27 protein-coding genes are annotated in these 23,964 nt (G+C 45.9%); 13 read left to right on the top strand and 14 right to left on the bottom strand.

Features of this window, described 5'->3' with window-relative positions:
- Positions 1 to 30: 30 nt before the first annotated feature.
- From rseP to rpsB, 8 genes are all read right to left on the bottom strand, one after another.
- On the bottom strand, positions 31 to 1,389 hold the full coding sequence (gene rseP, locus KIT90_RS22295) for a sigma E protease regulator RseP (RefSeq protein ID WP_270050074.1): 1,359 nt from the start codon (positions 1,387 to 1,389) through the stop codon (positions 31 to 33).
- Positions 1,389 to 2,594 carry a 1-deoxy-D-xylulose-5-phosphate reductoisomerase gene (gene ispC, locus KIT90_RS22290; protein WP_285378759.1) on the bottom strand — a complete coding sequence of 402 codons (1,206 nt, stop codon included), beginning with the start codon at positions 2,592 to 2,594 and terminating at the stop codon, positions 1,389 to 1,391. The genes rseP and ispC overlap by 1 nt, the downstream gene beginning before the upstream one ends.
- A 51-nt stretch (positions 2,595 to 2,645) precedes the next feature.
- A complete protein-coding gene (locus KIT90_RS22285) occupies positions 2,646 to 3,488 on the bottom strand; it encodes a phosphatidate cytidylyltransferase (protein WP_005436782.1) in 843 nt (280 codons plus the stop codon).
- A 12-nt stretch (positions 3,489 to 3,500) separates the two neighbouring features.
- On the bottom strand, positions 3,501 to 4,256 hold the full coding sequence (locus KIT90_RS22280; protein ID WP_005436781.1) for an isoprenyl transferase: 756 nt from the start codon (positions 4,254 to 4,256) through the stop codon (positions 3,501 to 3,503).
- A gap of 96 nt (positions 4,257 to 4,352) precedes the next feature.
- Positions 4,353 to 4,910 carry a ribosome recycling factor gene (gene frr, locus KIT90_RS22275; RefSeq protein ID WP_005436779.1) on the bottom strand — a complete coding sequence of 186 codons (558 nt, stop codon included), beginning with the start codon at positions 4,908 to 4,910 and terminating at the stop codon, positions 4,353 to 4,355.
- A gap of 98 nt (positions 4,911 to 5,008) precedes the next feature.
- On the bottom strand, positions 5,009 to 5,740 hold the full coding sequence (gene pyrH / locus KIT90_RS22270; protein WP_005436777.1) for a UMP kinase: 732 nt from the start codon (positions 5,738 to 5,740) through the stop codon (positions 5,009 to 5,011).
- A 152-nt stretch (positions 5,741 to 5,892) separates the two neighbouring features.
- A complete protein-coding gene (tsf, locus tag KIT90_RS22265) occupies positions 5,893 to 6,738 on the bottom strand; it encodes a translation elongation factor Ts (RefSeq protein WP_005436775.1) in 846 nt (281 codons plus the stop codon).
- 131 nt (positions 6,739 to 6,869) lie between these two features.
- Complete coding sequence (rpsB, locus tag KIT90_RS22260) at positions 6,870 to 7,598, bottom strand: 30S ribosomal protein S2 (protein ID WP_005529366.1); 729 nt, start codon at positions 7,596 to 7,598, stop codon at positions 6,870 to 6,872.
- 396 nt (positions 7,599 to 7,994) lie between these two features.
- Between rpsB and map the strand changes: the two genes are divergently transcribed.
- The 3 genes from map to KIT90_RS22245 all read left to right on the top strand — a co-directional run bounded on the left by map (position 7,995) and on the right by KIT90_RS22245 (position 12,134).
- The gene (gene map / locus KIT90_RS22255) at positions 7,995 to 8,873 is read left to right on the top strand and encodes a type I methionyl aminopeptidase (protein ID WP_285378756.1); all 879 of its coding nucleotides are present in this window, start codon (positions 7,995 to 7,997) and stop codon (positions 8,871 to 8,873) included.
- A gap of 100 nt (positions 8,874 to 8,973) precedes the next feature.
- A complete protein-coding gene (glnD, locus tag KIT90_RS22250; protein WP_009707424.1) occupies positions 8,974 to 11,598 on the top strand; it encodes a bifunctional uridylyltransferase/uridylyl-removing protein GlnD in 2,625 nt (874 codons plus the stop codon).
- Between the two features lie 152 nt (positions 11,599 to 11,750).
- On the top strand, positions 11,751 to 12,134 hold the full coding sequence (locus KIT90_RS22245) for a DUF3461 family protein (protein WP_005436760.1): 384 nt from the start codon (positions 11,751 to 11,753) through the stop codon (positions 12,132 to 12,134).
- Between the two features lie 91 nt (positions 12,135 to 12,225).
- On the opposite strand, the gene truC is transcribed toward KIT90_RS22245, so the two are convergent.
- Both truC and KIT90_RS22235 read right to left on the bottom strand, forming a co-directional pair.
- Positions 12,226 to 12,993 carry a tRNA pseudouridine(65) synthase TruC gene (gene truC, locus KIT90_RS22240; RefSeq protein WP_005436758.1) on the bottom strand — a complete coding sequence of 256 codons (768 nt, stop codon included), beginning with the start codon at positions 12,991 to 12,993 and terminating at the stop codon, positions 12,226 to 12,228.
- Between the two features lie 5 nt (positions 12,994 to 12,998).
- Positions 12,999 to 13,313 carry a YqcC family protein gene (locus KIT90_RS22235; protein WP_264403565.1) on the bottom strand — a complete coding sequence of 105 codons (315 nt, stop codon included), beginning with the start codon at positions 13,311 to 13,313 and terminating at the stop codon, positions 12,999 to 13,001.
- Positions 13,314 to 13,389: 76 nt separating this feature from the next.
- On the opposite strand from KIT90_RS22235, the gene KIT90_RS22230 reads away from it, so the two are divergent.
- Together KIT90_RS22230 and KIT90_RS22225 are read left to right on the top strand one after the other, a co-directional pair.
- Entirely contained in the window at positions 13,390 to 14,427 is a 1,038-nt protein-coding gene (locus KIT90_RS22230; protein WP_285378816.1) for a DUF3549 family protein, read from the top strand.
- Between the two features lie 13 nt (positions 14,428 to 14,440).
- Complete coding sequence (locus KIT90_RS22225; protein WP_009707427.1) at positions 14,441 to 14,740, top strand: DUF3301 domain-containing protein; 300 nt, start codon at positions 14,441 to 14,443, stop codon at positions 14,738 to 14,740.
- On the opposite strand, the gene KIT90_RS22220 is transcribed toward KIT90_RS22225, so the two are convergent.
- Positions 14,700 to 15,185: a GNAT family N-acetyltransferase gene (locus tag KIT90_RS22220; RefSeq protein ID WP_005436752.1), complete on the bottom strand. Its 486-nt coding sequence runs from the start codon at positions 15,183 to 15,185 to the stop codon at positions 14,700 to 14,702. The genes KIT90_RS22225 and KIT90_RS22220 overlap by 41 nt on opposite strands.
- Before the next feature lie 922 nt (positions 15,186 to 16,107).
- Between KIT90_RS22220 and KIT90_RS22215 the strand changes: the two genes are divergently transcribed.
- The 3 genes from KIT90_RS22215 (at position 16,108) to KIT90_RS22205 (ending at position 17,662) form a co-directional block, all read left to right on the top strand.
- The gene (locus KIT90_RS22215; protein WP_009707429.1) at positions 16,108 to 16,401 is read left to right on the top strand and encodes a hypothetical protein; all 294 of its coding nucleotides are present in this window, start codon (positions 16,108 to 16,110) and stop codon (positions 16,399 to 16,401) included.
- Complete coding sequence (locus KIT90_RS22210; protein WP_258472773.1) at positions 16,398 to 16,841, top strand: YaiI/YqxD family protein; 444 nt, start codon at positions 16,398 to 16,400, stop codon at positions 16,839 to 16,841. Before KIT90_RS22215 ends, KIT90_RS22210 begins: the two co-directional genes overlap by 4 nt.
- Positions 16,842 to 16,936: 95 nt before the next feature.
- Positions 16,937 to 17,662 (top strand): MipA/OmpV family protein, encoded by a 726-nt coding sequence (locus KIT90_RS22205; protein WP_285378755.1) that lies wholly within the window; start codon positions 16,937 to 16,939, stop codon positions 17,660 to 17,662.
- A gap of 52 nt (positions 17,663 to 17,714) precedes the next feature.
- On the opposite strand, the gene KIT90_RS22200 is transcribed toward KIT90_RS22205, so the two are convergent.
- The 3 genes from KIT90_RS22200 to KIT90_RS22190 all read right to left on the bottom strand — a co-directional run bounded on the left by KIT90_RS22200 (position 17,715) and on the right by KIT90_RS22190 (position 19,919).
- Positions 17,715 to 19,301 (bottom strand): AbgT family transporter, encoded by a 1,587-nt coding sequence (locus KIT90_RS22200; RefSeq protein WP_009707431.1) that lies wholly within the window; start codon positions 19,299 to 19,301, stop codon positions 17,715 to 17,717.
- Positions 19,302 to 19,529: 228 nt separating this feature from the next.
- Positions 19,530 to 19,655, bottom strand: a complete 126-nt coding sequence (gene ykgO / locus KIT90_RS22195; RefSeq protein ID WP_009847431.1) for a type B 50S ribosomal protein L36 — start codon at positions 19,653 to 19,655, stop codon at positions 19,530 to 19,532.
- Between the two features lie 3 nt (positions 19,656 to 19,658).
- Positions 19,659 to 19,919, bottom strand: coding sequence for a type B 50S ribosomal protein L31 (locus KIT90_RS22190; RefSeq protein ID WP_009707432.1), 261 nt, complete (start codon positions 19,917 to 19,919; stop codon positions 19,659 to 19,661).
- A gap of 125 nt (positions 19,920 to 20,044) precedes the next feature.
- Here KIT90_RS22190 and tsaA point away from each other — a divergent pair, with 125 nt between their 5' ends.
- The 5 genes from tsaA (at position 20,045) to KIT90_RS22165 (ending at position 23,918) form a co-directional block, all read left to right on the top strand.
- Positions 20,045 to 20,740, top strand: coding sequence for a tRNA (N6-threonylcarbamoyladenosine(37)-N6)-methyltransferase TrmO (gene tsaA / locus KIT90_RS22185; protein WP_132697947.1), 696 nt, complete (start codon positions 20,045 to 20,047; stop codon positions 20,738 to 20,740).
- 111 nt (positions 20,741 to 20,851) lie between these two features.
- Positions 20,852 to 22,567, top strand: coding sequence for a proline--tRNA ligase (locus KIT90_RS22180; RefSeq protein ID WP_285378747.1), 1,716 nt, complete (start codon positions 20,852 to 20,854; stop codon positions 22,565 to 22,567).
- Between the two features lie 171 nt (positions 22,568 to 22,738).
- On the top strand, positions 22,739 to 23,407 hold the full coding sequence (locus tag KIT90_RS22175) for a tellurite resistance TerB family protein (RefSeq protein ID WP_285378745.1): 669 nt from the start codon (positions 22,739 to 22,741) through the stop codon (positions 23,405 to 23,407).
- A 113-nt stretch (positions 23,408 to 23,520) separates the two neighbouring features.
- Complete coding sequence (locus KIT90_RS22170; RefSeq protein WP_005529380.1) at positions 23,521 to 23,727, top strand: YaeP family protein; 207 nt, start codon at positions 23,521 to 23,523, stop codon at positions 23,725 to 23,727.
- On the top strand, positions 23,727 to 23,918 hold the full coding sequence (locus KIT90_RS22165; protein ID WP_010449802.1) for a DUF4250 domain-containing protein: 192 nt from the start codon (positions 23,727 to 23,729) through the stop codon (positions 23,916 to 23,918). The genes KIT90_RS22170 and KIT90_RS22165 overlap by 1 nt, the downstream gene beginning before the upstream one ends.
- Positions 23,919 to 23,964 lie beyond the last annotated feature (46 nt).

Raw genomic sequence — 23,964 nt, 5'->3', positions numbered from 1 at the left:
TTCCTTGCTACTGCTTTTGTCTCTGAACTATCACAGACGAGTAAAATCATTAAATAGCGCTAACGCCATGAGCGAGAAGATAATCGCACCACCAATTCGATAGCCCATTTCCTGTACTTTCTCAGGTACTGGGCGTCGGATGACTGCTTCAATTGCAAAAAACAGCAGATGCCCACCATCCAACATTGGTAAAGGAACGAGGTTAATAATACCTAGGTTAACACTAATTAGTGCTAGAAAACCTAAAAAGTAGACCAGACCGTAGTCTGCGGTCGCCCCTGCTCCTTTGGCAATAGATATTGGTCCGCTCAAATTGTTCAGACCAACGTCACCTACAATCAGTTTCTTAAGCATACTGATTGTAAGTCCAATAACTTGACCAGTTTTGTCAATCGCTTTGCCAATAGACTCGAATACACCAAACTGTAATTCGAAGCGATAACTTTCTGGCCATTCTGCGACTTCAGGTGCGATACCCGCGAAGCCAACCGTTTCTTTGTTAGCTAGCTCACGACTACCTGGAGTCAATGTGAAAGATTGCTCTTCACCTTGACGTAACACCATCAGGTCAATTGGCGTTTCTGGGTTAGAACGAATGGCTTCAACCACTTCATCCCACTTAGAAATCTTATCACCATTAATCTCGATGATTTTATCGCCAGCTTGTAGGCCTGCTTGTTCAGCGGCACCACCTTCACTCACCTGTGCCAACTCCGTATAAATCTCTGGAGTGTACGGTTTGAAGCCTAGCGATTGCATCGCAGATTGTGTTTCTGGATCAAATTTCCAATCACGGATATCAAGTGTCTTCGTGACTTCCGAGCCTACTTCATTAGCCGAAGAAAGCGTTACTGTCATCGAATCATCACCAATGTGGGAAACTAATCCCATGTTGACTGATTCCCAGTCCGGAGTTTTGATACCTGAGATGGATTTTAGTTCCATCCCTGATTCAATTCCTGCTTCTGCAATGATTGAATTGGGCGTAACTTCACCAATTACCGGCTTCACTGCTGGTACTCCAATCAGGAAAACCAACCAGTAAGCAACAATAGCAAACAGGAAATTAAAGATAGGACCCGCCGCCACGATCGACGTACGTTTCCACAGTGGCTTTTGGTCAAACGCCAAATGCTTTTCGTGCTCAGGCACGTCATCAACACGGCTGTCCACCATCTTGACGTAACCGCCTAGCGGAATCATCGAGATGCTGTACTCAGTTCCGTCTTTGCCTACTTTTCTCCAAATAGACTTACCGAAACCGATAGAAAACTTTTCAACTTTTACACCGCAACGACGCGCAACCCAAAAGTGACCATACTCGTGCACAGCCACCAAGATGCCCAGTGCAACGATAAAAGAAACCAAATTCCACAAAATACCAGTCATTAGCTACGCTCGCGTAAAAATTCTAAGGCGATAGTTCGTGACATTCTATCTAGCTCTATCAAGCTTTCCAAGCTATTCACATTCTCACTTTTATGGCTTGCAGTGATTTTGTTCAAAACTGATTCATTGATGCGAGCGATATCAGTGAAACCAAGACGGTTATTCAAGAAAGCATCAACAGCGACTTCGTTTGCTGCATTCAGAGCGGTCGTAGCATGTTGACCTTCGTAACAAGCATCGACCGCCAGCTTCAAACACGGGTAGCGCGCAAAGTCGGGTTGCAGGAACGTCAACTCACCCACTTGAGTAAAGTCGAGTGGTTTTACACCAGCATTCACACGAGATGGGTAAGACATGGTCAGTGCAATCGGCGTTGCCATATCTGGTTCACCCATTTGCGCTAAGACTGAACCGTCTCGGTATTGCACCATTGAGTGAATCACAGACTGAGGGTGAATGATCACTTTCAGCTGTTCGCGAGCCGCATTAAACAGCCATTTTGCTTCAATGTACTCAAGACCTTTGTTCATCATGGTTGCGGAATCAACCGAGATCTTAGGTCCCATCGACCAGTTAGGGTGAGCGATTGCCTGTGCAGGAGTAACGCTCTCAAGCTCAGCGATATCGGTGTAGCGGAATGGACCTCCAGATCCAGTCAGCAGGATAGATGAAATGCCGTGCTCTTCTAAGTTACAGCGACCTAGGTTGGTTTGAACTTGTTGAGGTAAACACTGGAAGATCGCGTTGTGTTCGCTATCAACAGGAAGTAGCTCTGCGCCGTGCTCTTCAACTGCATCGATAAACAGCTGCCCAGACATCACCAGTGCTTCTTTGTTAGCAAGGAGAACACGCTTGCCAGCTTTTACCGCTGCCATGGTTGGAAGCAGACCTGCCGCACCAACGATAGCCGCCATCACGCTGTCGACTTCTTCTAGGGCAGACACATGGCAAAGCGCATCAACACCACCCAACACTTCTGTACGAGGAGACACTGAAGCCAACTCTGACTTAAGCGCCACAGCCGCCGCTTTATCCGCCATTACAGCGTATTTAGGTTGCCATTTACGGCAAAGTGCGACCATCTTTTCAACGTTCGTGCTTGCCGCCAATGCGACGATAGAAAACAGCTCAGGGTTTTGTTCAACCACTTTAAGTGTGCTTGCACCGATTGAGCCTGTTGCACCAAGAATCGTTAACTTTTGCATGATGTAAGACCGTTAGAAAAACTCAGGAGCGACGACGCCGCTCCCGATAAATTAGAATACGTAGTAAAGAAGAGCAAATACTGGGAATGCAGCCGTTAGGCTATCAATACGGTCGAGAATGCCGCCGTGCCCTGGAATGATGTTACTGCTGTCTTTGATGCCAGAAACACGTTTGAACATGCTTTCTACTAGATCACCAAGAACAGAAATCACAACTGTAATCAGTGTGATGATTACCATGTGAATTGGGCTGGTAAATTGAATGTCAAACCAACCTGCGAACAACCATCCAACAATTAATGCTGCAATGATGCCGCCAATCAAACCTTCGATAGTCTTGTTTGGACTAACATGTGGCGCCATTTTACGTTTACCCATGCTTTTACCAGCAAAGTAAGCGCCACTGTCTGCAGCCCATACCAAGAAGCAAACGTACAGCACAAGTTTTGCGCCGTGGTATGGATCTACTGAAATATCGGAAGCTCTAAGGATGATCACACTCCAAAGGAAAGGGATCAAAGTTAGAAAACCAAACACATGACGCAGTGCTTTACTGTTTTGCCACAGGTTGGTGGTTTTAGGGTAAGTAATGGCCATCCCACTTGCGATAATCCACCATGCAAAACCGAGCGCTAACACTGTGTAGTGCGGAGTTGCTAGTTGGTTAAGGCTTGCCGCATCTGGCGAGATGAATAGAAAACTGAGTCCGGTTACGACAACGGCTGGTACAAGCGCAGCGATGCGTGAATTGCTTTCTGTAAACTGGGTCCACTCCCAAAAACCTAATAGCGTAATCGCAGTCAAAGCGATAATGAAGCCAATTAGGGGTAATTTAAAAATACCTAAAATTACAAGGGGAGCTAAAATTAGTGCTGTTATTATTCTCTGTTTCAAACTAACTAGTCCTTATTGAGCAGCCATCAATGCCTTTACTTGCTCGCCAGTACAACCAAAGCGACGCTCTCGGTTAATAAACCAAGTCACAGCCTCTACTAAGCTGTCTTCATCAAACTCTGGCCAGTACTCCGGAGTAAAGTACATTTCAGCATACGCCATTTGCCACAGCATAAAGTTACTGATGCGACACTCACCACTCGTACGGATCAAAAGATCCACTTCAGGGAGATCTGCCATCGTTAAATGCTGGGTAATTAACTGCTCATTGATATCCTCTACACGGATTTCACCGTTACGCGCTTTTAACGCCAACGTTTTTGCCGCCTCTGTGATGTCCCATTTACCGCCATAGTTAGCCGCAATGTTAATCACCATGCCCGTATTGCCAGCGGTGAGTGCTTCTGCTTCGATGATTTTGCCTTGCAGTCGCTCACTAAAGCGGCTGGTATCACCAATAACGCGCAAACGCAGATTGTTTTTATGCAGCTTTTTCACTTCGCTAGAAAGCACGGAAATGAACAGCTCCATTAGGAGACCTACTTCTTCCTCCGGACGACGCCAGTTTTCACTACTGAAAGCGAACAACGTCATGGCTTTAATACCGAGTTTAGAAGCAGCAGCGACAGTCTTACGAACGGCATTAACGCCTTTTTTATGACCGAATACGCGAGGTTTTCCTTTGGACTTAGCCCAACGACCATTACCGTCCATAATGATGGCAATATGTTTAGGGAGGGAATCAGAGAAGGCTTGAGAATTTTGCATAGGGAGTTAATTGAGTTCCATCAGTTGGATAGATTAACACAAAAAAACGCTGCACTGTGAGCACAGCGTTTTCCAACAGTGATGTAGGTGGGAGTATTAAACTTCCATCAACTCTTTTTCTTTAGCAGCAAGAACTTCGTCGATCTTCTTAACTGCTACGTCAGTCAGTTTTTGAATTTCGTCTTGTGCTTTACGATCTTCGTCTTCAGAGATTTCTTTATCTTTTAGAAGACCTTTTAGGTCGCTGTTTGCGTCACGACGGATGTTACGAACAGCAACACGTGCGCCTTCAGCTTCACCACGAACGATCTTAACTAGGTCTTTACGACGCTCTTCCGTTAGCGGTGGAAGTGGAACGCGGATGATTGTGCCAGCAGACATTGGGTTTAGACCAAGGTCAGACATCATGATCGCTTTCTCAACTTTTTGAGTTAGCTCTTTGTCGAATACAGTAATTGCTAGAGTACGTGCGTCTTCAGCAACAACGTTCGCTACTTGGTTAAGAGGAGTCGGCGCACCGTAGTACTCTACAGAGATACCAGATAGTAGGCTTGGGTGTGCGCGGCCAGTACGAACTTTAGAAAGGTTGTTCTTTAGCGCTTCAACGCTTTTGTCCATGCGCTCTTGCGCGTCTTTATTGATTTCGTTAATCACGGTTTCACCTTAAAAATGTCATCTTTCATGAAGAAAGCTTAAAGGGCTTAAGCAAAGCGAAACGCCATCCAATATCTCTTGTTGAATGGCGTTGAGATTTACGCGTCAGCGCAGATCAACGTGCCTTCAGCTTCACCCATTACCACGCGACGTAGTGCGCCTGGCTTATTCATGTTAAATACGCGGATTGGCATTTTGTGGTCACGAGCAAGTGTGAACGCAGCCAAGTCCATTACTTTCAATTCTTTATCCAGAATTTCAGTGTAAGATAGCTTATCATACAGCTCTGCGTCTGGGTTTGCTACTGGGTCAGCAGTAAATACACCATCAACTTTCGTTGCTTTTAGAACTACGTCAGCTTCGATTTCGATACCGCGTAGACACGCTGCTGAATCTGTAGTGAAGAATGGGTTACCAGTACCTGCAGAGAAGATAACTACACGGCCTTGGCGAAGTTCGCGGATAGCGTCTGCCCAGTTGTAATCGTCACACACACCTTTTAGCGGAATTGCAGACATTACGCGAGCGTTTACATAAGCACGGTGAAGTGCGTCACGCATTGCTAGACCGTTCATTACTGTTGCAAGCATACCCATGTGGTCGCCTACTACGCGGTTCATACCCGCTTCTGCAAGACCTGCACCACGGAACAGGTTACCACCGCCGATTACCACACCAACTTGAACACCCAGTTCAACCAGCTCTTTCACTTCTTGAGCCATACGGTCAAGAACCGCTGGATCAATACCAAAACCTTCTTCACCTTGAAGAGCTTCACCACTTAGTTTTAATAGAATACGTTGATATGCTGGTTTAGGGTTCGTAGTCATGGAGTTTACCTTCCAAAGAGAGTTGTCGATTAACAGTCATGAATAGACACAAGGTCACTTATAGCTATTCATCACGGCTAATTTTGCCCGCTCTTTTCGTAAAAAGACCGCAGCCTAGGCTACGGTCTAATATTTACACAAGTCGCTAAGGATTAACCTTTTTGAGCTAGTGCTACTTCTTCAGCGAAGCTCATTTCAGCTGCTTTCTCGATACCTTCACCTACTTCTAGGCGAACGAATGTAGCAACAGAAGCACCTTTCTCTTTTAGCATTTCGCCAACAGATTTCTTAGGTTCCATGATGAAAGCTTGACCAGTTAGAGAGATTTCGCCAGTGAATTTCTTCATGCGGCCGATAACCATCTTCTCAGCGATCTCTTGTGGCTTGCCTTCGTTCATAGCGATTTCAACTTGAACTTCTTTCTCTTTAGCAACTACGTCAGCTGGTACGTCTTCTGGGTTAACGAACTCAGGCTTAGAAGCAGCAACGTGCATTGCAACGTGCTTAAGAGTTTCTGCGTCGCCTTCACCAGCAACAACAACACCGATTTTCTCGCCGTGACGGTAAGAAGCGATTGCAGTACCTTCAACGTAAGCAACGCGACGGATGTTGATGTTTTCGCCGATTTTAGCAACTAGAGCTACGCGCTCTTCTTCGAACTTAGCAACTAGCTCTTCAGCAGTAGCTTTAGTCGCTAGAGCGTCAAGTGCTACTTTGTCTGCGAATGCAGTGAAGTTACCGTCTTTAGCAACGAAGTCAGTTTGGCAGTTAACTTCAAGAAGAACAGCAACGCCGTTTTCTTCTTTGATGATGATTGCGCCTTCAGCTGCAACGTTACCAGCTTTTTTAGCTGCTTTCGCTGCGCCTGATTTACGCATGTTTTCAATTGCTAGTTCGATGTCAGCGTTTGCTTCTACAAGCGCTTTTTTACATTCCATCATGCCAGCGCCAGTGCGCTCGCGAAGTTCTTTAACTAGAGCAGCAGTTACAGTTGCCATTCTCTATTCCTCGTTTGATTCGAAATAAGGTAAAAAACAGGGGCCTACATTGTCGGCCCCCATTGCTAACTATAACTCAGTCTATGCTACAACAAGGTTTCACATAGACTAAGTGTGACACAGAGCCGTTATTATTCAGCTTCTACGAAACCGTCTTTTTCAGCAACTGCTGCAACGTCTTTGTTGCGACCTTCAGACACTGCAGATGCTGCAGCGTTTAGGTATAGTTGAACTGCGCGGATCGCGTCGTCGTTACCTGGGATGATGTAGTCAACGCCGTCTGGGTTAGAGTTAGTATCTACCACAGCGTATACTGGAATACCTAGGTTGTTAGCTTCTTTAATTGCAATGTGCTCGTGATCAGCGTCGATTACGAATAGAGCGTCTGGTAGGCCGCCCATATCTTTGATACCACCAAGAGATTTCTCTAGCTTCTCCATTTCACGAGTACGCATTAGAGCTTCTTTCTTAGTTAGTTTTTCGAAAGTACCGTCTTGTGCTTGTGCTTCGAAATCTTTTAGACGCTTGATAGACTGACGAACTGTTTTGTAGTTCGTTAGCATGCCGCCCAACCAACGGTTGTTAACGTAGTATTGGTTGCTTGCGATTGCAGCTTCTTTAACAGCTTCAGATGCAGCGCGCTTAGTACCTACGAATAGAACTTTACCTTTTTTCTCGCCAACTTTAGCTAGTTCAGCTAGAGCTTCGTTGAACATTGGTACAGTTTTTTCTAGGTTGATGATGTGAACGCGGTTACGAGCACCAAAGATGAATGGCTTCATTTTTGGGTTCCAGTAACGAGTTTGGTGACCGAAGTGAACACCAGCTTTCAGCATATCGCGCATTGATACAGTTGCCATTTTAAAATCCTCTATGGGGTTAGGCCTCCACATCCCCCATAATTCCGACCAAGCTTCTGCTCAGCACCCCGGAACATGTGACGGAATGTGTGTGATTTAAAGATAAAAGTTAATTGGAAGAAGCTTGCTTCGCTACTCTTCTAATGAAAAGTAAAGAGAACAGTCCTCGATTCCGGCGCGCTTTATACCATATTTTAGCCTAAGATGGCTAGTAAAAATTGTTTCTTACAATTCTAATTTACCTATCACACCTATCCCTACTCTCTTCTAAATTCCATGACTAGACTACAAGTAAGAATGACTCATATTCTTAACTGGCTTGGGTTAACCGCAAGATGTCTGATAGAATGCGCGCATTCGCACGTTTACGTGCTTACGAATAAGTAGAGAAAGCCAATGTCAATCAAGATTAAAACTGCTGAAGAAATCGAACGCATGCGTATTGCGGGCAAGCTAGCCGCAGACACTCTAGAAATGATCGAACCGCACATCAAGGCGGGTGTGACGACAGACGAATTAAACAAAATCTGTCACGATTACGCTCTAGAGCGAGGCGCTTACTCTGCACCGCTTGATTACCATGGATTCCCTAAATCAATCTGTACGTCAATCAACCACATCGTTTGTCACGGCATCCCTGCGACAGAAGATGAAAAAGGTGCAAATGGCCAAATGAAGCCAGCTGTACTTAAAGATGGCGACATCATTAACGTTGATATCACGGTTATCGTACCTAACGATGAAAACGCAGATCTAAGCGTTCGTCCACAAGGTTACCACGGTGACACTTCTAAGATGTTCCTAGTTGGTGATGTATCTCCAGCAAACAAACGTCTGTGTATGGTTGCTCAAGAATCTCTGTACATCGGTATGCGTCAAGTTAAGCCTGGTGCAACGGTTGGTGATATCGGTACAGCAATCGAGAAGTACATCAAAGAGAACAACAAGAACAACCCACGCAACAAGTTCTCTATCGTGAAAGACTTCTGCGGTCACGGCATCGGTGATGAGTTCCACGAAGAGCCACAAGTGGTTCACTACAAGAACAAAGACCGCCGCGTACTAAAAGAAGGCATGTGTTTTACTATCGAGCCAATGATCAACGCGGGTAAATTCGGTTGTACTGTTGATGCTCAAGATGATTGGACGGTTTACACTGGTGACGGTAAAAACTCTGCACAGTGGGAACACACTATCGTGGTAACTAAAGAAGGTTGTGAAGTACTAACACTTCGCAGCGACGATACCATTCCACGAATGATGAAAAACGTTTAATCGCCCATCACTTTCCATATCCCCGCCCATGCGGGGATATTTTTTATCTGCAGCAAATTTGTTAGATTGCTAATAGTTTTGGCTTGCACGGATAGCAAATATGACCCTTCAGTCACCTCTTACGTTTACCGATGAACAGATAAACATCGGCGAACTTAAGCAAGAACTCGAAAAATTCAGTTCATACCAAAAAGAAGAATTTCTACAGCACCACCCTGTGACCAACCTTGTTTTGTCACGTGCTGAGTACATGGATTTACTCCTCAATCGTTTGTGGCAACACTTTGGATTCAAAGACATCCATAATATTTCCTTAGTTGCCGTCGGTGGTTACGGACGTGGTGAATTACATCCTCTGTCTGATATCGACATTTTGATTCTGTCGCAGAACAAGCTGCCAAATGCTCTGGAAGCTAAAATCAGTGAGTTCATTACCCTATTGTGGGATTTACGCCTAGAAGTCGGCCACGCAGTGCGCACTGTTGATGAATGTGCAGAGATTGGACGTTCAGACTTAACCGTTGCTACGAACCTGCAAGAAGCGCGCTTGCTTTGCGGCAGTGAAGACACCTTTCAAGCCTTAAAGAAAGTGGTGTTGTCTGATTCTTTCTGGCCAAGCGAAACTTTTTACCGCGCCAAGATTCAAGAGCAACGTGAACGCCACGCACGCTACCATGACACCACTTACAACCTCGAACCCGATATCAAGTCCACGCCGGGTGGCTTGCGTGATATTCACACTTTAAGCTGGGTGGCACGTCGTCACTTTGGCGCAACCTCGTTACTAGAGATGAGCCGCTATGGCTTCCTGACCGATGCGGAATACCGCGAGCTGGTTGAATGTCAGGATTTCTTATGGCGCGTACGTTTCGCCCTACATATTGAGCTTCGTCGTTATGACAACCGTTTAACCTTTGCCCACCAAGCGCAAGTCGCGGAGCATCTTGGTTATGTTGGTGAAGGCAATCGCGGCGTCGAAATGATGATGAAGGAGTTCTACCGCACCCTGCGTCGTGTGGCAGAGCTGAATAAGATGCTGCTCAAACTGTTCGACCAAGCCATCATCAACGGAGGTGCATCGCAAGATGCTGAAATTATCGACGAAGATTTCCAACGCCGTGGTTCACTGATCGAGGCTCGCAAACCTGCACTGTTCCAAGCTCGTCCTGAAACCATTTTGGATATGTTCCTGCACATCGCCAATGATTCTAGCATTGAAGGCGTGAGCCCTCCTACGTTGCGTCAGTTACGTACTGCACGTCGTCGATTGAACAAGTTCTTGCACACTATTCCAGAAGCGCGTGAAAAGTTTATGGCGCTGTGTCGTCATCCAAATGCGCTGCATAAGGCGTTCAGTTTAATGCACAAGCTTGGCGTACTAGCGGCATACCTTCCGCAGTGGAGCCAAATTGTCGGTCAGATGCAATTCGACCTATTCCATGTATATACCGTGGATGAGCACAGTATTCGTCTACTCAAGCACATTAATACCTTCAGCTACGCCGAGAACCACAGTAAACATCCAATTTGCTGCGAAGTTTATCCTCGAATTCAGAAGAAAGAGCTACTGATTCTGGCCGCGATTTTCCATGATATCGGTAAAGGGCGTGGCGGTGACCATTCGGTGATCGGCGAAGGTGAAGCATACGACTTCTGTATTGAGCACGGTTTGTCTAAGCCAGAAGCGAAATTGGTAAGTTGGCTAGTAAGGCATCACTTATTGATGTCCGTAACTGCACAGCGTCGTGATATTTACGATCCGGACGTGATTACCGAGTTTGCCAAGCAAGTGCGTGATGAGGAGTACCTTGAATACCTTGTGTGTCTGACGGTAGCCGATATCTGCGCGACCAACCCTGAGCTTTGGAACAGCTGGAAGCGCACCTTGCTCGCAGAGTTATTCTATTCCACCCAACGCGCGCTGCGCCGTGGCCTAGAAAACCCTGTAGATGTGCGTGAGCGTATTCGTCATAACCAACAAATGGCGTCCGCCCTATTACGCAAAGAAGGCTTCTCTGCTCGTGAAATTGAAGTACTGTGGCAACGCTTTAAAGCCGATTACTTCTTGCGTCACACTCACAAGCAAATCGCTTGGCACTGCGAACATTTACTTCGTATGGAAGATCCAAGTAAGCCGTTGGTTCTGATCAGTAAGAAGGCCACACGTGGCGGTACCGAAGTATTCGTTTACAGCCCAGACCAACCAGCGCTGTTTGCTACCGTCGTTGCTGAGCTTGACCGTCGCAACTTTAACGTACATGACGCACAAATCATGACCAGTAAAGATGGCTATGTACTCGATACCTTTATGGTACTAGACCAACACGGTAAAGCGATTGAAGAAGGTCGTCACAGTGCAGTGACTAAACACATTACGCATGTACTGGAAGATGGCCGTCCGACAAAAATAAAGACGCGCCGTACACCAAATAAACTTCAGCATTTCAACGTTAAAACCAAAGTCGACTTCCTGCCAACCAAGAGCAAAAAACGCACTTTGATGGAGTTTGTCGCTCTCGATACACCGGGGCTTCTGGCGAAAGTGGGTCGTACCTTTGCTGATTTGGGAATTAACCTTCATGCAGCAAAAATCACCACCATTGGTGAGCGCGCTGAAGACTTGTTTATTCTGACGAGTGAAGCCGGCGGCAGGCTCAGTGAAGAGCAACAAGACGAGCTGCGTGAAAAGCTGATTGAAAAACTCTCTGACCCAGTTTCGGCTTGAGAGAAAACCAACGCTTGATCAACAACTAAGGTGGGCAAGAACGATAGCGATCTTGCCCACAAGTTGAGCAATTTGACTAAATATCAGCTATCTAGCTCATAAATGGGCTGCTACAGTTGTATGGACTCCAATTCAATATACAGAGGTAGCCTATGTATCCACACCTCACTGGTTTGGGCATCCATGACCCGAAACAGATTGAACGTTACTCCCTGCGCCAAGAAGCACACAAAGACGTCCTAAAGATCTACTTTCACAAACAGAAAGGCGAGTTTTTCGCTAAGAGTGTGAAGTTCAAATACCCACGCCAAGTTAAAAATGTATTAGTGGATAGCGGCAGTCATAAATACAAAGAAGTAACCGAAATCAACCGTAACCTGACGCTTGTGATCGATGAGCTAAACAAGATCACCAAGCCTGTGAAAGTGGCTGAAGTGGATGTAAAAGAAAAGATTCTCTCTGATCTTCGTCACTTGGAGAAAGTCGTTTCCAGCAAGATCGCCGAGATCGAAGCGGATCTAGAAAAGCTGAAATAAAACATTAAGACTGAAAAATTAAAAAGGGGTTGGTACCGATACCAACCCCTTTCTTTGTTTAATACAGCGAATAGCGGATCAACCTAACCGCTTATTGCACCAACGATGCATCCCACTCAAATCTCGCAAATAACTGCTGCCAAGTTTCATCGATATTGGCTTTCATCACGATTTCTTCATCGGTAAACGGATGCACAAAGCGCAACTCTGATGCATGCAGCAACAGTCGATGAGAGTCGAATTCGGTACGGTACAACTTGTTGTGCTTGCCATCACCGTGTGTCGTATCACCAACGATTGGATGACGTAGGTGAGCCATGTGACGACGCAACTGATGCTTACGCCCTGTCTTTGGCTTCATTTCCATCAAACAGTATCGTGTGGTCGGGAACTTACCTGTTGAATAAGGTACTTCCACTTTTGCCAGCGGTTTGTATGCCGTTACTGCTTCTTGTGCTTCTTTCTCTTGCGAAGCAAACTTATCGGCAATCTTATCGAGTTCGACTTTCAGAGCGTAATCCAGTACGCCTTCTTCCTCGATCCAGCCTCGAACGATCGCATGATAGGTTTTCTCCATCTTGTGCTCAGCAAACATAGGCATGACTTGTGAAGCAACTTCACTGGATAAAGCAAACACAAGTACACCTGAAGTTGGGCGATCCAAGCGATGCAGTGGAAACACATGCTGACCAATTTGATCGCGCAGCGTTTGCATCACGAATTGAGTTTCATGCTTATCCAACCAACTACGGTGCACTAGCATTCCGGCAGGTTTGTTGACCGCAACAAAGTACTCGTCCTGATAAACGATCTCTAATACAACGGGTTCAACGGATGGTGATGTTTCTTGTTCTGACATTGAGGTTACTTACATAGTTCGTCGATGGTTCGAATAGTCACTAATAGCTCGGCGTAATGCGGCTCTTGTTTCCACGCTTCTGCAAAATACGGCTCAATAGAAAAGCCACGTGGCAAAGGTTGGTTACTTTCCACTAAAGCATGCATACGGGCAATAAAGATCCACTGCAGCCACTCATGCGGATGAAGTGTATCAATAGCAAATGGTTCCGTACTTTGCAGTGCTCTTTCCGATGGCATAGTGTGCTGCCACAGATCATGATGGCGCAATTGTGCTTCAAGTTGTTGAAGTAAGTCGATCAATTGGGTGTTTGTTGCCATTAATTCCGCCTCGAACCTTGAATTAGCCGAGAATGATACCATTTCTTGTGAAAAGAACATTAGGATGTCGTATTTAATGGAAAACATTCAAACACTCACTCAGCTGTTAAACAACAGCCATTGTGAATATCAAATCTTCGACCTTGGTCGTCGTATCAAAACCATCGATGCACAAGTGTTTGCGGATGTGGAAAAAGGCCAGTGCCCTTACCCATTCCCAATGCAGCGTAAAGCGCACCTCGCAATCGCGTACTGGAATGAGCAAAAGCAGCCTTGGATTTGGTTTCTAAAGTTTGAGCTGGATGAGCGTGGTTTGCTTAAGCAATCCGACATCGGAAACTTCATTAAATACGTCGTTGAAGCGATGGGTACTCGCCTGAGTGAGGAAATGTCGGAAGAGCAACAACAAAAGCTTTCTAACAACCCATACACGTTTAAACCTGCAGAAGAAAAGATGGCAGTCTTCCACAGTCAAGTTCGCGCGAACTTAGACTTACCCACCAGCCAGTATTACGAGCACACTCAGCACTACTTTACCGGTGACCTAGGTTGGGACAACTGGCAAACGGTTGGTCTACAAGGCATCACTGATATGGCTGCACGCTTAGGCAAAGAGCAAAATGCCGTGACTTTGCGTAAAGCGCTTAACCACTTGCCTAATGAACCACTTTACGCCCTACTCGGCGCGCTTGAACATGTCGACCTACAAGAACGTTTGGCAGAGCGCATTGCGGAGAAAGCGCAGCAAGAAATCGAAAGCAACGAACCTGACTTGTTCTTACTCTCTGCTTTGATTCGAGCTCTGGCGGGTGCACCAACCGAGATTTCCTTGCCAATCTTGAAGGCAATTTTACAAAGCCCACGTTTGAGCCACCAAGAAGTATTGATCGGCATCGCTGGCCGTACTTGGCACCTACTCGCTGACGTTAACGTCGCTGAGCAATTTTTGCTGCGCCTCGCACAAACAGGGAACCAAGCCCTATTTAATCAATTGTTTGCCGATTTAGTTATGCTGCCAGAGCTAAGAATGGTATTGCTACCTTTGCTGCACTCTAGCCCATCGGAAGAGCTAGCGACGGCATTAGTCAAACTGCAGCAAGCAACAAAGGGATAATGAAGGATTAGGGATGATCGGTGACCTACTAGCCATTTTAGGACTGTGCTTTTTTTGTTTTTTGTTTTGGCAACAACGACGCCAGTCAGAGTTGGCAAAAGCGGCTATTTCGCGTAAGTGCGATCAGTTAGATTTGCAATTGGTCAGCATTGCATTTGGTGCGCATAAATTGAAAACGCCAGACGGAATCTGGCGTTGGCATACAGTGTATCAATTTGAGTTTTCATCCCTTGGTGATGATTGCTACCAAGGTGAGTTAACGATGATCGGGTTTAGGCCGCTGAACTTTCACCTACCGCCACATCGCTTGTAAATTCCATTTCAAAGTAAGGGCCGTAAAGGTCCTTGCTTTCTCTCGTTTTTGTAAATCCTAGTTTTTCCAGCACTGCCATGGATGCTTTGTGGTGGCTATTCACATTTGCTTTGACTTTGTGTAGCCCAAGCTCACGGCACGCTTTCGGGAAAAACGCCTTTAGCGCTTCTGTCGCTAACCCTTTACCCCAATAAGCTTTATCAAAGATAAACCCTAGCTCTGGTTCATGATCTAGGTTTGAAATGAACACGTGTCCCATATAATCACGGCTGGTACTCTCAAGCACCGCCATACTGTGGACATTCTCATCGTCCAGAATCTTCTCAAACAACTGTTTGGCAGAAGACACGGTATGAGGTCCATTCATCTCTGCGCGATTTTTAGCGCAGCAATTCAACATCACGAACTCTAGTTGCAACGACTCATTGTAGGGTAGAAGAAGCATTCTTCTGGTTACTATGGTCACATCTGTTCCTTGATTACAGCAAACTTAATTTATCCGCATAGCAGAAGCTCAAGAGCTATCGATTGAAAAGCCATCGATTTGTATGCGGCACATAACGCCTTTTAGAGAAGCCGAAAGTTAAACCAACTGATTGGAAAGGATATTGATCTGGATTGTTTTTTATTCAGTGTTATGAGGAATTTATAAATAATGTGATATCGCCTACTTTCAATCATCCAAAAATATGAAAGCGCGATAAATAAGAAAGACCCCGACACAAAAGTATCGGGGCCATAGTCTTACTCGCAGCAGTCCGGCTACTAATTAGTGCTCCATGCATCATCCATAATAGTGGCTGAATCCGTCAGCTTAGTCCTTACGTCGCCGTCCTAGCGGTGTCCTTATCATCCTGATAGCTAACATTCCCCGTTAGCACACATCACTTGTTCCTTGAGCGGTGTCCTTTGCATCGTCCTGATGCTGTCCTTACCTCAATCCTATGAGGGGTCCATTGTCTATCCTTAGTCATCAACATCCTATTGATGAATGTATCCTTACAATGTCCTACGCTCCTTGCTTGATCACTCATCCTGAATAATCAAATCGTCGTCCTGACGATGACCAAATCCTTGGTGCTTTCCTGTTCCATGTCTGCTTCCTGCCGACAAGGTTTAATTTACGCTTTTCCTTTTAAATCACAATCTACCCGAGAAAATCTTTTGTTGAAAAACTTAGTTAACAGCATGTTAAAACGATATTTTTCATACACTTAAGTATAAAATATTCTGTTTGGCTGATGACGAAATCGTTTTCTCTCACAACCCGTGTGAGAGATCTCGCACAAGGCACTGCCGAAATTGCTATTCGCTAAAATCAACCGCGCAAAGTATGATGATAGAAGTCATTTTAGTAGGGACAAATTATGTTAACTCAAGACGTCACTAAAGAGCTGGAAGCCGTGATGGAGCAGCTACAGCAGCAAGGCAAAGAGCCCACTGTGGCACTGGTAAAAGCACGAATGAAAACGCCCGTGCCGATGCCTGCATTAATCGCAACCATCAAAAGTTGGAAGAGCGCAAACCGTATCCCTAAAGTGGAAGTAGCGGTACAAACTCCGAAAGAAGAAGATCGCATTGTTGCGCTGGAGAATACCGTGGCGAAGTTGGTTGCTCGAGTAGAGGAACTGGAAGCAAAACTCAATGAGAAAACATCATGAAGCTGTGGGTAGATGCGGATGCTTGTCCGAAAGTAATCAGAGAGACGATTGTACGCGCCGCTGAGCGCACAGGCGTTGAATGTACATTTGTAGCCAACCATGTGGTACCTGTACCAAAACGTGCCAATATCCACTCCTTGCAAGTCCCTGCTGGTTTTGATATTGCCGACAATGAAATTGTTCGTCGTGTCGAAGTCAATGACTTAGTGATCACCTCTGATATTCCATTGGCAGACGAAGTGATCAGCAAAGGTGCTCAAGCACTGAGCTCACGAGGCGAGTTATATACCAAAGACACCATCAAAGCGCGCTTGAATATCCGTGATTTCATGGACACCATGCGCTCAAGTGGCATTCAGACTGGCGGCCCTGCAGCTTTGTCTCAAACGGAACGCAGAGAGTTCGCTAACCACCTCGATAGAATCCTTGCCAAGCGTTGATTACGCCTCATCCCCCGCACGAAATTCATTCGTTGATGAAATAGGAATCACAAAACTCCGTTCTTTGTTGTTAGAACAAGAACGGAGTTTTATTTATGAAGTCACGGATTGCCTTTTCTCTCACTTTGCTTTTATCGAGCCCTCTTTCATTGGCTAACAATGAGTCTTTTGGCATTGTTGGCGGCAGTGTCACCTATGGCGAAAGCGTGTTTTCCGTCAAAGACACCCCTCAATTTGGTGCAACACCGAATCTGTTTTATTCAGGACCGATAGGTTTTATCGATGGCAGCTTAGCCAACTGGCAAGCATTACCCTACGTCGGCGTATCGGCCAATTGGCGTTTTGCAGAAGTCTCCGATACCTTTGCCGATTTGCCAAATGGCATCAACGACCGCGATGGTAATGGCGAGCTTGGTATTACCTTAGGAACGGTTGGCGCGAGACTGACTTATTTGCATGATGTCACTTCAGAACACAATGGCTATGAAATTCAATTGCATCTCGGTCGGACGTTAGAAACTTGGTTGCCACCTTTTACCCTGACTCCATACTTTGAAGTCGACTATCGTGACAAAAAGCTCTCTCACCACCTTTACAGTGTCTCTGCACAAGAGGCCGCTGCATCTGGGTTAAACGAGTTCAAAGCCGATTCTACTTTTGTTTATCAAGCGGGAATTATCGGTTTGTATGAGTTCACACCATCTTGGATTGGCATTTCTAAAGCTGAGTTTGTGCATCACGATAGCGACAGCCCTTTAATTCAGCGTGATGTGGGCTGGTCGTTTGAAGTCGGCCTAACTTATCGCTTCGCCGGACTTTAAACAAAAAAGCCTGCGATAAACGCAGGCTTTGAGAGCTGAGTGAGGTTGCCAATTAAGGCGTGTAGTACGTAGCCGCACCAGGACCAACTGGTAGACCAAATACGAATACCCATAGGTAGAACAGCACACTCCAACCTACGATAAAGCAGATTGAGTATGGCAGCATGGTCGCAATCAACGTACCGATACCTAGGTTCTTCATATAGCGTGTTGCTACCGCAAGGATAAGACCGAAGTAGCTCATCATTGGAGTGATGATGTTCGTCGTTGAGTCACCGATACGGTAAGCCGCCTGAATCGTTTCTGGCGCGTAACCCACAAGCATTAGCATAGGAACGAAGATAGGTGCTGTTACAGCCCACTGTGCCGATGCAGAGCCGATCATAAGGTTAATGAAGCCACACATTAGGATGAATGCGAAGAACAACATTGGGCCAGTTAGACCGATGCTTTGTAGGAAGTCTGCACCCGCTACTGCGAATACTTGACCAAAGTTAGTCCACTTGAAGAAAGCAACAAACTGAGCGGCGAAGAATACCAATACAATGTACATACCCATTGAAGACATTGACTTCGACATTGCGTCAATCACGTCACGATCGTTTTTCATTGTGCCAACCACTCGGCCGTACACAAAACCAGGAATCGCGAAGAACACAAAGATGAATGCTACGATACTCTTCAGGAATGGAGAGCCTGCAACCGTGCCTGCATCAGAACGCAGAACACCATCAGCAGGAACGATAGTCCATGCCAGTAGCGCCGATACTGCTAGAACAGCGATACCCGCCAGTTTAAGGCCTTTCTTCTCTACGTCAGTCAGCGTACCCATCTTGTCTTGAGACAGGTCTTCCGCTGCTTCTTCATCGTTGTATTTGCCAAGTTTCGGCTCAACGATTTTCTCCGTTACAAATGCACCGGTAATCGCGATAAAGAAGGTAGAAACAAACATGAAGTACCAGTTTACTTCTGGGCCTACCGTGTAAGTTGGGTCAATCATCTGTGCAGCTGTTTCAGTGATACCTGAAAGCAGTGGGTCAACCGTACCAATCAGTAGGTTTGCTGAGTAACCACCAGATACACCAGCAAATGCGGCTGCTAGACCAGCAAGTGGGTGACGACCTAATGAGTGGAACAGCATTGCAGCTAGTGGGATCAATACCACGTAGCCAAGCTCAGAAGCCGTGTTTGAAATGATACCTGCGAAAACAACAGTAACGGTAACCATGCGCTGAGAAGCGCCCATTACTAGGCCACGCATTGCAGCAGAAAGTAGTCCAGAATGTTCTGCAATGGCAACACCAAGCATCGCAACCAAAACCGTACCTAACGGTGCGAAGCCAACAAAGTTTTTCACTAGGTTAGTAACAATCAGTTCTAAGCCGTCAGCATTGAGCAGACTGATTACTTGAATCATACCGTCCGCTGCACGACCCGGTGCGCCTTCTGGGCGAGGATCCATGACTGCGACTTCAAAGTAGCCCGCGATACCGGACATAACTAGGATTGCAAGACAGAAAATGGCGAAAAGTGTGATTGGGTGGGGTAAAAGGTTCCCCAAATATTCAACTGTATCTAAGAAGCGCGTGAATAGTGGCTTCTTTGGCGAGTTTTGTTTCATTGAAGCAGATGAACTCATCTGTTCCCTCCTTGTATTTATTCCTGCGCATTTGTGACAAAAATGTCATAAAGCTTGCGCAGGGTACTCGACACAAGGGTTAAGTGAAAGTTCAAAACGTTACAGAATGTAACTTAAAGGCGGATTTATGACCTATTATCGATAAAAATATAGTTATATCACCCACATATAGATCATAAATCAGCATTATAAGTAACTACATCCCATAAATTATTACGATATTTATGGTTATTTCTGCACCGCCTTGAAGCGCGGGTTCGACTTACAAATAACGTATAAACGCCCTCTTCTTTTTACGATTTGGCAATCAGGGTGTCGGCTTTTTGCGCTCTTTAATGATTTAACAACTTTCATCTCTTAGTCCTTATCTTTATTAAATTGACCAAAGCGACGATTAAAGTTCGCAATACGACCTTCCGCTTGAACCACACGTTGCTTACCGGTGTAAAACGGATGAGAAGCGGATGATACATCGAGAGTGAAATATGGATAAGTTTTGCCATCTTTCCATTCGATAGTGCGATCAGTGTGTAGTGTCGACCCCACAACAAAGTACTCATCTACGCTTGTGTCGTGAAATACCACGGGGCGGTATTCTGGGTGGATACCTGGTTTCATATTAATTGTCCTTTCGATTAATTGTTACGTTATAACAATGCAATTAAGAATCATTATCAACAAAAAAGCAAGCGGAATTTTGTGGTACTTTAGCTTCCATCTCCCATGCATAAGACAACGTATCCATGTATTCCATTGAGCCTATTGGCGTTATTGAAAGCCCATACAAAGAGAAATTTGCTGTCCCTCGCCAACCTCGTTTGGTGCCAGCCGCGCGCTCACGCGTCAAACTTCAAGGCACAGCAAATAGCCCAGAAGCCGTGCGCGGATTGGAGCAGTTTTCTCATGTTTGGTTGTTGTTTTTGTTTGATCAGAATTTAGAAGCCGGATGGAAACCAACGGTGCGCCCACCTCGTTTGGGCGGCAATGAGCGTATTGGTGTGTTTGCTTCACGTTCGACCTTTCGTCCCAATGGCATTGGTATGTCAGCGGTAGAAGTTAAAGGTATCAGCAAGCAAGGCGATCAGATCTATTTGGATCTTGGTAACGTAGACTTGGTCGATGGCACGCCAATTGTTGATATCAAACCATACATCCCCTACTCAGATTCTATTGCAGAGGCACAAGGTGGTTATGCGGAAGACGAACCTGAAAAATCACAGGTCGACTTCTCTTCTGTGGCACTGGCGGCACTCGAAAAGCGTGACGATACTGAGTATGTCAAAACGGTGATCGAGCAGGTTCTGGCGCAAGATCCTCGTCCGGCTTACAAGAAAAACAAGCCTGACAATAAGGAATATGCGGTAAATTTGTTCGATCTGAACGTTAAGTTCATGGTTAGCGATAACTTAATAACAGTTACTGCGATTGAAAGCTTTTGACAAAGGCATTTGGCTGATATTATAAGCGGCTAACAATTTTCCCCTTGTGGGACCTTCATACTCCTGTCCATTCTGGCTTGAGTATCTAACTTTAATAAACGGATAAATTTAATGCGTACCAGTAATTATCTTCTTTCTACTCTGAAGGAGACTCCAAACGACGCAGAAGTAGTGAGCCACCAGCTCATGCTACGCGCGGGTATGATCCGTAAGCTGGCTTCAGGTCTTTACACCTGGCTGCCTACTGGTCTACGTGTGCTGCGTAAAGTCGAAAACATCGTTCGTCAAGAAATCGACAATGCAGGTGCAGTCGAAACTTTGATGCCCGTTGTTCAGCCGTTTGAACTATGGGAAGAGACAGGTCGTTCTGAGAAGATGGGTCCTGAGCTACTTCGCTTTACTGACCGTCATACTCGTCCGTTTGTTCTTAGCCCTACAGCTGAAGAAGTGATCACTAGCCTTGTGCGTAACGAAGTGAGCTCTTACAAACAGCTTCCGCTAAACCTGTACCAAATCCAGACTAAATTCCGTGATGAGCGTCGCCCTCGTTTCGGCGTAATGCGTGCACGTGAATTCTGCATGATGGATGCATACAGCTTCGACATCGACAAAGAAGGTCTAGAGAAATCTTACCAAGCGATGCACGATGCTTACTGTAAAGCATTTGATCGCATGGGTCTTGAGTACCGTCCAGTACTTGCTGACTCTGGCGCTATCGGTGGTAGTGGTTCTCAAGAGTTCCACGTACTTGCTGAAAGCGGCGAAGACCTAATCGCATTCTCTACGGAGTCTGATTACGCAGCGAACATCGAAAAAGCAGAGGCGGCAGCACCTGCAGGTGAGCGCGCTGAACCAACTCAAGAGATGACGCTGGTTGATACGCCAAACGCGAAAACAATCGCGGAGCTTGTAGAGCAACACGGTCTAGCAATCGAGAAGACAGTAAAAACTCTATTCGTGAAAGCGTCTGATGAAGTAGATGCTGACATCATCGCTCTTATCGTTCGTGGTGACCACGAGCTAAACGAAGTGAAAGCAGAAAACCTACCTCAAGTTGCTTCTCCACTAGAGATGGCAACAGAAGAGGAAATGCGTGCACTTATCGGCGCTGGCGCTGGTTCTCTTGGCCCTGTTGGCCTTGAACTGCCATTCATCGTAGACCGCTCTGTTGCTGTAATGAGCGACTTCGGCGCAGGCGCAAACATCGACGGTAAGCACTACTTCGGTATCAACTGGGGTCGTGACGTCGAACTAGGCCAAGTTGAAGATCTACGTAACGTAGTAGAAGGCGATCCAAGCCCATGTGGTCGAGGTACGCTAATGCTTAAGCGTGGTATCGAAGTTGGTCACATCTTCCAACTAGGTAACGTTTACTCAGAAGCAATGAACTGTGGTGTTCTTGGTCCTGACGGTAAGAACGTAATCCTAGAAATGGGTTGTTACGGTATCGGTGTTTCACGTGTTGTTGCTTCTGCAATCGAGCAAAACCACGACAAATACGGCATCATTTGGCCAGACGCACTAGCGCCTTTCCAAGTGGCTATCGTTCCTATGAACATGCACAAGTCTGAAGAAGTGAAAGAAGCAGCTGAGAAGCTGTACGCTGAACTGACGGCTATGGGTATCGAAGTACTATTCGATGACCGTAAAGAGCGCCCAGGCGTAATGTTCTCTGATATGGAACTTATCGGTATTCCTCACACTATCGTGATCGGTGATCGTTCAATGAAAGAAGGCAACTTCGAGTACAAGAACCGCCGCTCTGGTGAGAAGACAGCCGTTGCAATGGCAGACATCGTTGAGCACGTAAAAGCTCAACTACAATAAGCTGCACTAAGCACACTGTGCTGGATATAGCGATGAAAAGGGTTGGCTTCGGTCAGCCCTTTTTTACGTCTGATTTTCTAAGTGTGTAGACCCTCTCTAATATTTGCGTTGTTAATCTTTGGTTCAGATTTATCACCTTACACTGGATTCAATCTAGTAAGGAGGTTACTCATGGATCTAAAAAGTCTTCTTAACCAAGCACTCAAATCAGACCTACTTAAACAAGGTAGCGATGCGCTTAGTAAACAAACGAGCAATATCAAATCATCATCAAGTTCTAGCCAGCTAAAAACGCTTGGCGCAGGCGCGATTGGTGGTGGCCTTATCGGCATGTTAATGGGCTCTAAAAAGAGCAAAAAGATGGCCAAGAAAGTCGGTACGGGCGCACTCAAAGTCGGTGGCGCAGCGGCACTAGGTGCTCTGGCTTACAAAGTCTACAACGATTGGCAAGCGAAGCAAGATACACAAGGCGTCAACGAAACCTTCGATCCTGATGACAACAAACATGCAAAACTGATCCTTAAAGCCATGATTGGTGCAGCCAAAGCCGATGGCCATGTCGATGAAGAAGAAATGGCTCGCATCGAACAAGCACTGACAGAAATGGGAGCAGATGATCGTGTAAGACAGTTGGTTCATCAAGAGCTACATAAGCCTCTCGATCCGGCAGAAATCGCACGCTTAGCGACCTCTCCACAACAGGCGTCAGAAATATATCTGGCATCACTGATTGTGGCCGATGAGCAAAACTTTATGGAAAAAGCGTATTTGCAGGAACTTGCTAAGCAGCTAAACCTTGCGCCAGAAGTGACGCATCAATTGGAAGCACAGTTGCAGTGATGAATGTTTGCTCAAGTTGCTTGTTAACTTGAGCCAAAACAATTCTCTGCTTTGAGTTTCAAAACGGCTATGTGTATATTTGAGAGCAGTTATCATTTATTAAGGATTTAGCCATGCAAGTATACGGCTGTTGTGAATTAGTTCGTGAGCTTTACGCTCAAATCGGTAGTGGCGATCAAGCTTACGTGCCTCAAGCAATCTCGTGTGCCGTAAGAGCACTGAATGACGTTGCGGCAGACGAATCTCTACCAAAAGACGTTCGTGAAAAAGCGGCGTTCGCTGCGGCAAACCTACTGATCTCTGATTTCGAGGATAAGTAATGAATCTAGCGAATTTCGAATCCATGGACCCAATCATGCTGATGAGCATCGTCAACATGAAGCTACGTGACGACTTCGGTGGTGATCTGGATAAGCTGGTTGCATTCTTTGATATCGACCGCGCAGCACTTGAAGCAAAGCTGGCAACAGCAGGTTTTGACTTTCTGCCTGACGCAGGTCAGTTCCGTTAATCGCTCATCGCGACGGACAACGTAAACAACGAATAGAAAAAAGGGC

The organism is Vibrio sp. B172a (assembly GCF_030248355.1).
GTDB lineage: Bacteria > Pseudomonadota > Gammaproteobacteria > Enterobacterales > Vibrionaceae > Vibrio > Vibrio owensii.
Note: the sequence above shows the minus strand (reverse complement) of the source record. Positions and strands in the feature narration are given on the sequence as shown.